This window comes from Microbacterium sp. AG790 (assembly GCF_003634765.1).
GTDB lineage: Bacteria > Actinomycetota > Actinomycetes > Actinomycetales > Microbacteriaceae > Microbacterium.
The window spans coordinates 104,385-117,583 of sequence record NZ_RBWZ01000013.1; the positions used below are offsets into that span (position 1 = coordinate 104,385).

Below are 13,199 nucleotides of genomic sequence, written 5' to 3' on the forward strand. Positions count from 1 at the left end.
TCGACGTGCCTGACGTCGTCGTGGTCGGCTCGGGGATCGCGGGGCTCACCGCGGCGCTGCACGCCGCGGCATCCGGATGCCGGGTGACCCTCGTCACGAAGGACGTGCTCGAACACGCCAACACGCGCTACGCCCAGGGCGGCATCGCGGGCGTCATGTTCGACGACGACAGTGCCGCCGCGCACGAGCACGACACTCTCGTCGCGGGGGCCGGGCTCAGCGATCCCGCCGCCGTGCGCGTCCTGGTGAGCGAAGGGCCCGAGCGCATCCGTGAACTCATCGAGCTCGGCGTCGCGTTCGACCGCGGCAGCGATGGCGCTCTCGTGAAGGGACTGGAGGCCGCACACTCCTACCCGCGGGTGCTCCACGCCGGGGGCGACGCGACCGGGAGCGTGATCGAGAAGGCGCTCGTTGCACGCGTGCGCGCCAGCGGGGCCCGCGTCATCGAGCACGCGTTCCTCGTCGATCTGATCCTCGACAGCGACGGTCGCGCGTGCGGCGTCGACCTCCTGGTCGGCGACACGCGGCGCGATCGGATCCCGGCGGATGCCGTCGTGCTGGCGACCGGGGGCGTCGGTCAGCTCTACGCCCACACCACCAACCCCGCCGTCGCCACCGGCGACGGCATCGCCGCGGCCGTGCGTGCCGGCGCGAGCGTGCGCGACCTGGAGTTCGTGCAGTTCCATCCCACCGTCCTGTCCGTCGAGGGCACGGAACCCTTCCTCGTCTCGGAAGCCGTGCGCGGCGAAGGGGCGGTCCTGCGCGACCAGGAGGGGCGGCGTTTCATGCTCGACCTCCACCCCGACGCCGAGCTCGCGCCCCGCGACGTGGTCGCCCGCGCGATCGCCGCGGTGATGGAGGGCCAGGGCGGCGAGCCGGTGCTCCTCGACGCGACCGGCCTGGGCCTGGACACCGCCGCGACAGGATCGGCGCGCAAGAGGGCCGGCGCCTTCCTTCGGCGCCGGTTCCCCACGATCGACGCCGCCGTGCGAGAGCGCGGGCTGGACTGGTCGCAGGAGCCGATTCCGGTGACGCCGGCCGCGCACTATCTGATGGGGGGCGTGGTCACCGACCTCCAGGGGCGCACGAGCGTCGCGCGACTGTATGCGGTGGGCGAGGTCGCGCGCACCGGCGTGCACGGCGCGAACCGACTCGCCTCGAACTCGCTGCTGGAGGGAGCCGTGTTCGGTGCACGTGCCGGTGACGCGATCGTCGGCGACACCGCGTCCGGTACGTGGCCCGTCACCGCGTCGTCCGCTGCGGCGACCGCCCCGGCGGGAGATTTCGCCGCAGCGGCGGCGCCGTGGCATCGAGCTGCACTGCAGGAGCTGATGTGGGAGCACGCGGGGCTCGTCCGTGATGCGGTGGGTCTGCGCCACGCCGCCGCCGTGATCGACAGCTGGCGGGTCGGGCAGCGCACGCCGCGGACGGAGGCGGAGTTCGAAGATGCCAACCTGCTCCTGGTGGCCGCCTGCCTGGTGGATGCCGCGCTCGCCCGCACCGCATCGGTGGGCGCGCACGCGCGCCGCGACGAGGATGCGGCCGCGCGATCCGCCCCGGCGCGCCGCGAGCTTCAGGGGTCGGCATGCTGACCGCACGCCAGATCGAGCGCGTCGTGATCGCCGCTCTCGAGGAGGACGCGCCGTGGGGTGACGTCACCAGCGACTATCTGATCCCGGCCGATGCCGTCGCGACGGCAGACCTGGTCGCACGAGAGGCCGGCGTGTTCAGCGGCGGCGACGTCTTCGCGGCGGCGTTCGCCCTCACCGACCCCGCCATCGCCGTCACCGTGGCGACTGCCGATGGCGCGGCCTTCGGCGCAGGAGATGTGCTCGCGACCGTCAGCGGGCCGGCGCGCGGCGTCCTGACTGCCGAACGGGTGGGTCTCAACCTCGTGCAGCGCATGAGCGGCATCGCCACCCTCACCGCGCGCTACGTCGACGCGGTCGCCGGCACCGGCGCGCGGATCGCCGATACCCGCAAGACGACTCCGGGGCTGCGGGCGCTCGAACGCCACGCTGTCCGCAGCGGCGGCGGTCACAACCACCGCTACTCGCTGTCGGACGCCGTGATGGCCAAGGACAATCACCTCGCGGTGCTGACCGCCGGCGGCGGCGATCTGACGACCGCACTGCGTCGTGCACTGTCCGCCCTGCCCCACACGACCCACGTCGAGGTGGAGGTCGACCGGCTGGAGCAGATCGAACCCGTCCTCGCCGCCGGCGGCGGCGCCGCGCGCATCGGCACGATCATGCTCGACAACTTCGCGCTCGACGACCTCCGCGCCGGGGTCGCGCTCATCGCCGGACGCGCCACGGTCGAGGCGTCGGGCGGAGTGAGCCTGGACACCGTGTCCGAGATCGCGGCTACGGGCGTCGACGTGATCTCCGTCGGCGCCCTGACGCATTCCGCCCGTGCCCTCGATCTGGGCCTGGACGCCCGCGTCGCGAGCAACGGCGGCGGTACCTGACCCGCGAGGAAGCGATGTTCTATCTCGATCACGCTGCCACCACCCCGGTACGTCCCGACGTGGTCCAGGCGATGCTGCCCTACCTCGGCGATCGGTTCGGCAACCCGTCCAGCCACCACACCGTCGGTGAGGCCGCGGCATCCGTCCTCTCGGACGCGCGACGGCGCGTCGCCGCCGTGTTCGGCATGCGCCCCGCCGACATCGTCTTCACCTCGGGTGGCACCGAAGCGGACAACCTGGCGGTGAAGGGCATCACGATCGGCACGGCGCTGCATCGCGGCGGCGGACGAAGCGCTCCGATGCACGTGATCACCACGCCCATCGAGCATGAAGCCGTCCTCGCCTCCTGCGGGTACCTGGAGCGTGTGCACGGCGCGAGCATCACCCGGCTGCCCGTGGACGCGACGGGCCTCGTCGCGCCCGCGGACATCGCCGCGGCGCTTCGCTCCGAGACCGCGCTCGTGTCGATCGGCTACGCGAACAACGAGGTCGGCACGGTTCAGGATCTGGGCGCGATCGCAGCGGTGACGCGCGCGGCCGGCGTCGCGCTGCACGTCGACGCCGTACAGGCGGCGGGCTGGTTGCCGCTGGCCGACACCGGAGCCGATGCGATCTCGGTCGCCGGACACAAGATCGGGGCTCCCCCGGGCATCGGCGTGCTCGCGATCCGAGGCCGCGTGCCTCTGGAACCGTTGCTCCACGGCGGCGGCCAGGAGCGCGAGCGGCGCAGCGGCACCGAGAACGTCGCCGGCGCGGTCGCGATCGCAACCGCCCTGGAGATCGCGGAGCGCGAGCGCCTCGCCGCAGCGGCACGCGTCGGCGCGCTGCGCGACCGCTTCACCGCCCGCGTGCTGGCCCTCGTCCCCTCCTCGCAGCTCACCGGTCACCCCGTGCGTCGCCTGCCCTCCTTGGCCAGTTTCACCTTCGCGGGAACCAGCGGCGAGTCGGTGCTGCTCGAGCTCGAACGCCGTGGCGTCGTCTCCTCCAGCGGCTCCGCGTGCGCCGCCGGAAGCGACGAGCCGTCCCATGTGCTGCTCGCGCTGGGCATCACCCCGGAGCTCGCCCAGACCGCCGTGCGCTTCAGTTTCAGCCATGACTTCGGGGCCGGCGATGAGGAGCGGGCCGCAGCGCTGCTCGATGCCGCCGCGGACGCGGTCGCCGCATCGGTGACGGCTGTACGATCGGGGCCGTGAGCACACCCGTCGTCACCGTCATCGTCCCCGGACGCGACGTCGCCGCCTACGCGCAAGAGGCCGTGGACTCCCTCCGCGCCCAAACGCTCACGAGCTGGCGCGCCATCTTGGTCGACGACGGATCCCTCGATGCGACCGGGGAGGTCTTTGCGGCGGCGGCGGCATCCGACGATCGTTTCCATGTCGTCAGCCATCCCGTCGCGCGCGGGCTGTCGGCTGCCCGCAACACCGGGCTGGAGCTCGTCGAGACACCGTTCGTCGGATTCCTGGATGCCGACGACGTGCTCACCCCGCGCGCACTGGAACGCTTCGTCGACACGCTCACGCGCTCCGGCAGCGACGTCGTCGTGGGCGCCTACGTGCGACTGCGCGCCGATGAGGCCGGCACCTACCGTCCCGGCCCCGTGCAACCGTGGGTTCGCGCCGCCACCGATCCGCCGCGGCTCGCGACGACGCTGGCCGCGCATCCCGAGGTCTCCGGCAACATCGTGGCCTGGTCGAAGCTCAGCCGGGTGGAGCTCTGGCGGCGGACGGGGCTGCGCTTTCCCGAGGGCAAGCTCTACGAGGATCAGCTGGTCGCGCAGCGTCTCTACACCGCCGCGCGCGCCATCGATGTCATCCCCGACGTCGTCGTGCACTGGCGAGAGCGCGCCGATGGTTCCTCCATCACGCAGAACAAGAATCTGCTCCCCGTGCTCGAGGACTACCTCGACGCCCTCAGCGGTGGTATCGCCGTGCTCGACGGCGCCGGTCAGCGCGCCGCTGTCCGCGCCCGCGTGCGTCTCATTCTGGAGATGGACGTCCCTCCGCTCGTTCGCATCGCGCAAGACAGCCCCGACGACGCCTACCGACGCACGCTCGGCACGTTCATCCGCGCCCTCCACGACCGTGCGGATGCCGAGTCCATCGGTCTCGACGACGCCGCGGCCCGGTTGCGCAGCGCGGCTGAACTGTGGTGAGACGAGCCGGAGATATTCTGAGCGGATGACCGATTCCGACGCCGCTCACCTCCCCGATCGTCCTGCGGGTCCCGATCTCGCCGCGATCCGTGCCGAGATCGACGAGCTCGCAGCCCTCTCCACGGAGGAGCTCGTCAACCCGAAGCCGAAGGCGATCGCCGAGAACGAGCCGATCCCGTACCCCACGGACGCGATCGGGTCCGAGGACTGGAGCAAGCCGGCCTGAGAGGCCTCAGGCCTGTTCGCGCGCCTGCGCCTCCATGCCCGCGATCGTCGCGGCCGCCATCTGCTCGAGCGCCAGCTCGGCGTAGAGCCCACCCTGCGCCAGCAGTTCGCTGTGGGTCCCGGACTCCACGATGCGCCCCGCCTCGACGACGTGGATGACGTCGGCGCCGACGACGGTCGACAGCCGGTGCGCGATCGAGATGGTGGTGCGCCCGCGGGCCACATTGTCCAGCGCTTCCTGCACGACCCGTTCCGAGACGGTGTCCAAAGCCGACGTGGCCTCGTCCAGCAGCAGCACCGGTGGATCCTTCAGCAGTACGCGCGCGATCGCGATCCGCTGCTTCTCGCCGCCCGAGAGCCGATAGCCGCGCTCGCCGACGACGGTGTCGTAGCCGTTCTCGAAGCTCGCGATGGCGTGGTGGATGTTCGCCGCCGTGCACGCCGCCACGAGCTCCTCGTCGGTGGCATCGGGCTTCGCGTAGCGGAGGTTGTCGGCGATGGTGGCGTGGAACAGGTAGGTCTCCTGTGACACGATGCCGACGTTCTCCACGATCGAGTCCTGGGTGAGCCCCCGCACATCCCGCCCGGCGAAGACGACGGCGCCCTCGGATGCTTCGTACAGACGCGGAGCAAGGTAGACGATGGTGGTCTTGCCCGCGCCGGACGGCCCCACGAAAGCGATGTGCTGGCCGGGCTCGGCGACGAAGGACACTCCGTCGAGAGTCGGGCGGGTGTCGCCCGCGGCATCCGGATAGCGGAAGACGACGTCGCGGAACTCGACACGTCCGATCGGCCCGGGGGCGCGCGCGACGTCGATCGCGTCGGGAGCGTCGACGATGGCCGGCGTCAAGTCGAGGTACTCGAAGATGCGCGCGAACAGGGCCCGGGAGGTCTGCAGATCCAGCGCCACACGCATCAGCCCCATGAGCGGTTGGAGCAGGCGCGCCTGCACCGTGGTGAAGGCGACGACGGTGCCGGCCGTGATCGCGCCGGTACCGCCCGCGATGAGGTAGCCCGACACCAGATAGATGACGGCGGGCACCGAGGCCATGATGACCTGCACGACGGCGAAGAAGCCCTGTCCGCTCATGGCCCGGCGCACCTGGAGACGGACCTGGTTGAGGTTCTCTGCGCGGTAGCGCTCCGACTCCGCCCGTTGGCGGTTGAAGGCCTTGGACAGAAGGATGCCGCTGACCGACAGCGTTTCCTGGGTGATGCTGGTCAGTTCGCTCAGCGACTCCTGCGTCTGCCCCGCGATACGGGCCCGCACCTGCCCCACCCGCCTCTGCACGAGCACGAGCGCGGGCATCATGATCACGGCGATGATGGTCAGCCGCCAGTCGATCAGGATCATGGCGACGAGGGCGGAGATCACGGTCACCGTGTTGCCGAGGATGCTGGTGATGGTGTTGGTCAAGACGTCCGAGACGCCGCCGACGTCGTTCTGCAGCCGCGACTGGATGACCCCGGTCTTCGTCCGGGTGAAGAAGCCCAGCTCCATCGCCTGCAGGTGATCGAACAGGCGCACCCGGAGGTCTCCCGTCACACGATTGCCGACCGTCGAGGTGAGCCAGGTCTGGGTGACACCGAGCACCGCGGAGAACAGGAACAGCCCGATCATGGTGAGCACCAACCGCAGCAGGAGCGCGAGATCGGGAGGCGCACCGTCTGTGGGAAACAGCGCGTCGTCGAAGATGCGCTGCACGATGAGGGGCGGGACGACACCGATCGCCGCGCCGACGACGACCATCACAGCGGTCGCGAGGATGCGCAGGCGGTAGGGGCGGAACAGGCCCACGACCCGAGCACCCAGGTTCGGGATCGCCGGGGCCTGTGCGTTCAGTCGCCGTTGCGCGCCTTCGTCGACGCCGCGGAACGCCGCCGGACGACCACCCGGCCCCATTCCCCCCATGCCCATACTCACCGGGTCACTCTAACCCCGTGCCGGAGGGGCGGCGACTCAGCCGAGGCCGGCGACGAGATTGATCACCGATGCCAGGATGACGGCCCCGAACAGGTAGGCCAGCAGCGTCTGCGCGACGATGATGCGCCGGATCTCATTCGCGGACACATTCGTGTCGGACACCTGGTAGGTCATCCCCAGGCCGACCGAGAAGTAGCCGAAGTCGGAGTACGTCGGCGCATCGTCCTGATTGAAGTCGATGCCACCCGCCATCCCCGCGGCGACGCGTCCGTAGTAGACGCGCGCATAGCGCAGCATGTAGTCGACCTGGATGAGCGCCCACGAGCTCACCACGGCCGCGATCGCCACCCCCGCGACGAGGAACGCGCGGGCGTGCCCGCTGCTCCCACTCCCGATCAGCACCGCGACCACGCCGCCGAGGCTTGCGACGCTGCCCGCGAGTGCGATCAGGCGCGCGACCGGCCGGCCCGGGTCGACGCTCGTCGTGTGCGAGCGCGTCTGCTCGGCATCCATCGGCCAGACCACGCTCAGCAGCCACACCACGTTGATCGCGGCCACGACGGCCCATCCGGCGAGAAGACCGACGGAGAGCCCGGCACCGACCGACGCGACGACGGCGACCACGGCCCCGACGGAGAGGGAGAGGGGGCCGCGGACGGCCACCCGCGACGGATGACGACGAGAGCTCATGCCTCGATGCTCCCACCGCGACCGGGAATGCCGTGTCCGACCCTCCCGTTACAGTGGACAGTCGCCCCGCCCGCCGGGAACGCGTCCCGACGACACCCAGGAGCCCGATGACCTCTCCCGACATCGCCACCGCGCCTGATGCGCCCGCTCAGGTCGGAGCCAAGGAGAACCGCGTCATCTGGTTCCTGCTGGCCGCCGCGTTCGTGGCGATCCTGAACGAGACGACGATGGGCGTCGCGATCCCGCACCTGATCGGCGACCTCGGCATCACCGCGGTGGCCGCACAGTGGCTCACCACCGCGTTCATGCTGACGATGGCGGTCGTGATCCCCACCACCGGTTTTCTGCTGCGGCGGTTCACGACGCGGGCGATGTTCGCGACCGCGATGGGTCTGTTCTCCGCGGGCACGCTGATCGCGCTGATCGCCCCGGGCTTCGAAGTACTCGTCGCGGCCCGTGTCGTCCAGGCGTCGGGCACCGCCATCATGATGCCGCTGCTCATGACGACGCTCATGACTGTCGTCCCCCCGCACCTGCGCGGGCGGATGATGGGTCGTGTCAGCGTGGTGATCTCGCTGGCCCCCGCCATCGGACCGACGATGGCGGGCATCGTGCTCGACAATCTGACGTGGCGGTGGATCTTCGCGATCGTCCTTCCGATCGCGCTGGTGGCCCTGGTCGTGGGTGTGCGCTGGATCCACAACCTGGGAGAGAGCACGCACACGCCGATCGACGTCCTCTCCGTGCTCCTGTCCGCCGTCGGGTTCGGCGGGGTGGTCTTCGGGCTCAGCCAGATCGGTGGACACGGGACGGATGTCGCCGCCGCGGAGGCGGCGACCACGACTCTCGTCGTCGCGCTGGGCATCGGACTGGTGGCCCTCGGACTGTTCGTCTGGCGTCAGGTGATGCTGCAGAAGCGGGATGACGCACTCCTCGATCTGCGCATCTTCCGCTCGAGCAACTTCTCCCTGTCGGTCGCGCACTTCGCGGTGATGTCGCTGGCGTTCTTCGGAACGCTGACTGCGCTCCCGCTGTATCTGCAGAACACCCTGGGACTGTCGGCCAGCGCCTCCGGCCTCGTCGTGCTGCCGGGAGCGCTGGCGATGGGCCTTCTCGGCCCGGTCATCGGACGCGTCTACGATCGCTGGGGCACCCGCGTGCTGCTGCTTCCCGGCACGATCATCGTGCTGACGATCCTGTGGAGCTTCACGATGCTCACCGAGTCGACCCCGGTGTGGATCCTCGTCGGCACCCAGACGTTGCTGTCGATCGGGCTGGCGATGTCCTTCACGCCGTTGTTCACGGCCTCGTTGGGCTCGCTCGAGCCGCGGTTCTACTCATACGGCAGCGCGATGGTCTCGACGATCCAGCAGGTCGCAGGGGCAGCCGGCATCGCCCTCCTGATCTCGGTGATGTCGTCGGTGGCTGCGGGTGCGGCTCGGAGCGGAGTGGCCGAGGCGCCCGCCGGAGCTGCAGGCGCACGAGCGGCGTTCCTGCTCGCGGCGATCATCGGCACGCCCCTGTTGATCAGTGCCTTCCTCATCAGAAAGCCGGATGACGTACCGGACGGGCCACCCGCGCACTGAGCTGACGCGCGCCGACCCTGCGCGAACCGGACGGCAGAGCTCGGGACGTTCAGCCGATACTGCAGGACCCGCCACCGCAGCACGATGCGGATGCGTCGACGCTCGCGTCCACGAGTGGGAGAAGCGTGATGGCACCCTGAGCGCTCGAAGCGTCGTCGTCGACAGCGACCTGGGGCTGGTGAGAGGTGGTCATCCGTCGATCATACGTCGCTGTCGCGACGAGCGGCCTCGAGGACGGCGAACTGACCGCACCCTGGCAGGCGGTGACGGATGCCGGGTCACGGCGGTGATGATCTCCCCCGCCGGACGACCACGCCGCCTTCACGGGAAAGCTCGTCGAGGAGATCGGCGATGGGCAGCACGACGGCCCGACCGCCTGAGCGGGACGGCTCTCAGTCCCAGTCGAGGTAGTCCTCGATGAACCACGACGTCTCGCCGGGGTGGGTCAGGGGAAAGAAGTGGCCGGCGCCGTCGACCGCTTTCACGCTGACCAGCCCCGGCGCGGCCTCGCGCAGCGACTCTCCGCCCTCGACCGGCGTGACGCGATCCGCGGCTCCCTGGACGATGAGCACGGGCGTGGCATCCGCGACGGGCTGCCAGGCCGCGCCGTCCGTCGCCGCGAGCGCATCCGCCTGCATCTGACGCACATCGGTCTGCGGCGAGAACGAGTCCCCGAACACGGCGCGTACCTCCGTGTCGAAGTCGTCACCGGACGGAGCGTCGTGGGCGACGCCCAGCAGCAGCACCCCGCTCACATGGTCGTGATGGTCGATCGCGACGGTTCGAGCGACCGCACCGCCGAATCCGTGTCCACCGATCCAGGCTTCCGAGATCTGCAGGTGGTCGAGGACGTCCACCACGTCCTGGGCGAGTTCGTGCAACGTCGGCGCTGTGGAGCGTCGTGTGGCGATGCGCACCACGCGGAAGTCCTCTTCGACCAGGATGCTGGCCAGCGCGCCGAAGTAGGCGAAGTCCAGTCCCGCCTCAGGCAGCAGAACGATGGCGGGGCCGGTGCCCTCATCGAGGTAGCTGATGTCGCGAACGTCGGCATCGAAGATCTGTCGAAGGTTCTCGGTCACGATCCTCCATCCTAGGCGGCGGCGAGTATGCACGGAGCATCTCCGTCCCCGCGGCGATGCCTAAGCTGGAACGGTGACGTATCCCACGGCACGGTGGTGCCGCAGCCGGCGAGGGAGCGCCCTGTGCACGCGAGCGTCCGGGCATGCGGGACTGCACAACCGCGTCGGCACGTCGCAGATGTGGTCGGACGTCGACGCCGACCCGCCGACGTGCCCGGCCTCCGGTGCCGAGGCCATCAGCGCGCCACGCCTGGCAGACGACTCCCCGGCCGCCGGTTTTCCCGATGGGCGGGCGCGGTGCCTCGGGTGCGATGCCTTCGTGCCGTTGGTCGACGGCCGCCTGGGCGCCCATGACCGATTTCGCGGCACCGAGGATGTCGCGGAATCCGCCGCTCGCGCCGAGTGGTTCAACACCTTCGGCTGGGAGTGAGGCGGGCACCGCGTCTCAGACGCCGAGCTTCTTCGCCGCCTTCTTGGCCGCCTTGTCGACGACTTTCCGCGAGCGTGCACGGGCCTTCTCGGTGCGGTCAGTGAGAACAGAAGATCACGGGCGGTGGAAGGGATCCGCGTACAGCCGCTCGGGCACGCGGAACCCGTAGATGGCGCGCCCGGTGGCCCAGATGGCTGCGGCGCCCGCGCGTACGAGATCGATCGGCCGGGACCCTTCCGACACGACGTGGATGTCGGCGCCGTCGATCCGCACGGCCGCATCGCGGACGGAGGTCACCTCTCCCTGGACGACCGTCTCCGGGTACTCCTCGTGCAACTCCCGCAGATCGCCGAGGATGAAGGTGGGCCGCGCCGTCGGCGGAGCGGCGAGCACGTGCTTGGGTCGGTCGATGCCGGTCAGCACCAGCACCGAGTCGAGCCCCGCAGCCTGGGCGCCCGCGATGTCGGTGTCGAGCCGGTCGCCGATGAAGAGCGCCTTGTGTGCCGCGAAACGCGCGACGGCCTCATCGAAGATCGGCCGCTCCGGCTTGCCCGCGACGACGGCGAGCCGACCGACGGCCGTATGCACGGCGGACACGAGTGTTCCGTTTCCCGGCGCGATGCCGCGTGCCTGCGGAATCGTCCAGTCGGTGTTCGTGGCGATCCACGGGATGCCGCCGGCATCCTCCGGCGTCGCCAGAGCGTACGCGGCTTCGGCGAGCTGCTCCCAGCCCACCTGGGGAGCGAATCCCTGGACGACGGCCGCGGGGGCGTCCTCGGCGCTGCGGGTCACGACGTAGCCGGCCTTCTCGACTTCGAAGACGAGGCCGTCACCGCCGACGACGAGGATCGTGGATCCCGGTGCGACGCGATCGCGCAGCAACCGCATCGCGGCCTGCGGACTGGTCACGACGTCTTCGGCGCGTGTGGAGTCCAGCCCCAGCTCGCGCAAGTGTTCCGCCACGACGGCGTCACGTCGGGACGCGTTGTTGGTGATGTACCCGAGGCGCCGCGACACAGCCGCCGCATTCAGGCTGTCAACGGCATACGGCAGGGCCCCCGGGCCGGCGTAGACGACCCCATCGAGGTCCGCGAGCACCGCGTCGACACCGTCGAGCGGAGTGCGAGGCGCGCGCTTCGAGAAGAGGCCCATCAGCGCTCCGCTTCCTCTGCATCCGACTCGTCGTCGCCGGAATCGTCGCTCTCGACCGTGGGAGCGATGTCCTCCTCCGCCGGCAGCGCGATCTCCTCGATCTCGTCGATCTCGATCACCTCGAGATCCGCATCAACGGCGCCGAGAGCCTCCGCGGCCACCTCGGCGCGTCGCTGCCACTGCTGCGCCTCATCGACGCGGCCAAGCTCCTCGAGCACCGCAGCCCGCGCCGCGAACAGCGCGGGGCTCCACGAGAAGGCACGATCGGGGTCCAGCTCGGGGATGTCCAGTTCGCTGAGTGCGCGCTCCGTCTCACCGAGGTCCAGTCGAGCCCCCGACATGGCAATCGCCAGCTCCACGCGCACTTCGGTGGTCAACGTCGAACGATCCACCGCGCGTCCCACTTCGAGTGCACGATCAGCGCGGCCCACGCCGCGTTCGCTGTCGACGAGAAGGGCGATCTGGTCATCGCGGCCGGAGATGCGCCGGTACGTCCTCAGCTCACGCACCGCCAGGGCGAAGTCGCCCAACGCGTACGCGGTGATGGCGACAGTCTCACGCACGATTGCGATGCGCCCAGCGCTGCGGGACGCGGCGAGGGCATGCTCGTGCGCACGGACGGCGTCGTCGTCGATGAGACGTGCTGCCATGGCGAGATGACGCGCGACCTGTTCGGCGTTCTCCTTCGACAGCGTCTTCAGCTCGTTGCGCGCGGATGCCGGCAGGTCCTGAGGAGTGACATCGTCGGGCAGCTGCGGCCCCGTGGGGCCCGTGCGACGCTCCGAGCCCTGCGGCGGCCGGGAACTGCGACCGGGCACACGGGAGGTCCGATCGCCATCGCGCTGTGCGTAAGGCTTGCGCTCGCCATCGCGAGGCGAATAAGGCTTACGCTCGCCGTCGCGCTTCACGTACGACTTACGCTCACCATCGCGAGGAGCGAACGGCTTCCGCTCGCTATCGCGCTTCACGTAGGGCCTACGCTCGCCGTCGCGAGGAGCGTACGGCTTACGCTCACCATCGCGAGGAGCATACGGCTTACGCTCACCATCGCGAGGAGCATACGGCTTACGCTCACCATCGCGAGGAGCATACGGCTTCCGCTCACCATCACGCTTCACGTACGGCTTCCGCTCACCATCGCGAGGAGCATACGGCTTACGCTCACCGTCACGCTTCACGTACGGCTTCCGCTCACCATCGCGAGGAGCATACGGCTTACGCTCACCGTCACGCTTCACGTACGGCTTCCGCTCACCATCGCGCGGACGCTGGCCGTCGCGAGGGCCCGCGCCCGATCGTGCCGACGAGGTTCCATCGGAAGACCTCCGGCGGCGCTCGGGTGTCGCATCCGGGTTCTCGGGATCGCGCTCCTGTGCCATCGAAGGAGTTCCTTTCAGTCGTGTTAACGGGAAATGGCCACCCAGCGTTGGGTGGCCATTTCCTGAAAAGAAGTCCGGCGGTGTCCTACTCTCCCACAGGGTCCCCCCTGCA

12 protein-coding genes are annotated in these 13,199 nt (G+C 70.0%); 7 read left to right on the forward strand and 5 right to left on the reverse strand.

The window, feature by feature from the left end:
- The first annotated feature begins 5 nt into the window (after positions 1–5).
- The 5 genes from nadB to DEU37_RS14125 are packed head-to-tail and all read left to right on the forward strand — an operon-like array spanning position 6 to position 4,848.
- Positions 6–1,592, forward strand: coding sequence for an L-aspartate oxidase (gene nadB / locus DEU37_RS14105; RefSeq protein ID WP_121191251.1), 1,587 nt, complete (start codon positions 6–8; stop codon positions 1,590–1,592).
- On the forward strand, positions 1,586–2,470 hold the full coding sequence (gene nadC / locus DEU37_RS14110; protein ID WP_121191240.1) for a carboxylating nicotinate-nucleotide diphosphorylase: 885 nt from the start codon (positions 1,586–1,588) through the stop codon (positions 2,468–2,470). The genes nadB and nadC overlap by 7 nt, the downstream gene beginning before the upstream one ends.
- Before the next feature lie 14 nt (positions 2,471–2,484).
- Positions 2,485–3,663 carry a cysteine desulfurase family protein gene (locus DEU37_RS14115; RefSeq protein ID WP_121191241.1) on the forward strand — a complete coding sequence of 393 codons (1,179 nt, stop codon included), beginning with the start codon at positions 2,485–2,487 and terminating at the stop codon, positions 3,661–3,663.
- Positions 3,660–4,622 (forward strand): glycosyltransferase family 2 protein, encoded by a 963-nt coding sequence (locus DEU37_RS14120; protein WP_121191242.1) that lies wholly within the window; start codon positions 3,660–3,662, stop codon positions 4,620–4,622. The genes DEU37_RS14115 and DEU37_RS14120 overlap by 4 nt, the downstream gene beginning before the upstream one ends.
- Positions 4,623–4,647: 25 nt before the next feature.
- Positions 4,648–4,848 (forward strand): hypothetical protein, encoded by a 201-nt coding sequence (locus DEU37_RS14125; RefSeq protein ID WP_121191243.1) that lies wholly within the window; start codon positions 4,648–4,650, stop codon positions 4,846–4,848.
- Between the two features lie 6 nt (positions 4,849–4,854).
- Here the strand turns inward: DEU37_RS14125 and DEU37_RS14130 are convergent, their stop codons facing one another.
- Positions 4,855–6,759: an ABC transporter ATP-binding protein gene (locus DEU37_RS14130; RefSeq protein ID WP_121191252.1), complete on the reverse strand. Its 1,905-nt coding sequence runs from the start codon at positions 6,757–6,759 to the stop codon at positions 4,855–4,857.
- 48 nt (positions 6,760–6,807) lie between these two features.
- A complete protein-coding gene (locus DEU37_RS14135) occupies positions 6,808–7,461 on the reverse strand; it encodes a DUF1345 domain-containing protein (RefSeq protein ID WP_121191244.1) in 654 nt (217 codons plus the stop codon).
- 107 nt (positions 7,462–7,568) lie between these two features.
- Here DEU37_RS14135 and DEU37_RS14140 point away from each other — a divergent pair, with 107 nt between their 5' ends.
- The gene (locus tag DEU37_RS14140) at positions 7,569–9,047 is read left to right on the forward strand and encodes a DHA2 family efflux MFS transporter permease subunit (protein WP_121191245.1); all 1,479 of its coding nucleotides are present in this window, start codon (positions 7,569–7,571) and stop codon (positions 9,045–9,047) included.
- 392 nt (positions 9,048–9,439) lie between these two features.
- Here DEU37_RS14140 and DEU37_RS14145 read toward each other — a convergent pair whose 3' ends face one another.
- Positions 9,440–10,126, reverse strand: a complete 687-nt coding sequence (locus DEU37_RS14145; protein WP_121191246.1) for an alpha/beta fold hydrolase — start codon at positions 10,124–10,126, stop codon at positions 9,440–9,442.
- 73 nt (positions 10,127–10,199) lie between these two features.
- Here DEU37_RS14145 and DEU37_RS14150 point away from each other — a divergent pair, with 73 nt between their 5' ends.
- Positions 10,200–10,556: a hypothetical protein gene (locus DEU37_RS14150; protein WP_259457306.1), complete on the forward strand. Its 357-nt coding sequence runs from the start codon at positions 10,200–10,202 to the stop codon at positions 10,554–10,556.
- 114 nt (positions 10,557–10,670) lie between these two features.
- Here DEU37_RS14150 and DEU37_RS14155 read toward each other — a convergent pair whose 3' ends face one another.
- Both DEU37_RS14155 and DEU37_RS15135 read right to left on the reverse strand, forming a co-directional pair.
- Positions 10,671–11,708: an HAD-IIA family hydrolase gene (locus DEU37_RS14155; RefSeq protein WP_061681385.1), complete on the reverse strand. Its 1,038-nt coding sequence runs from the start codon at positions 11,706–11,708 to the stop codon at positions 10,671–10,673.
- Positions 11,708–12,526 carry a hypothetical protein gene (locus tag DEU37_RS15135; RefSeq protein ID WP_259457307.1) on the reverse strand — a complete coding sequence of 273 codons (819 nt, stop codon included), beginning with the start codon at positions 12,524–12,526 and terminating at the stop codon, positions 11,708–11,710. The genes DEU37_RS14155 and DEU37_RS15135 overlap by 1 nt, the downstream gene beginning before the upstream one ends.
- Positions 12,527–13,199 lie beyond the last annotated feature (673 nt).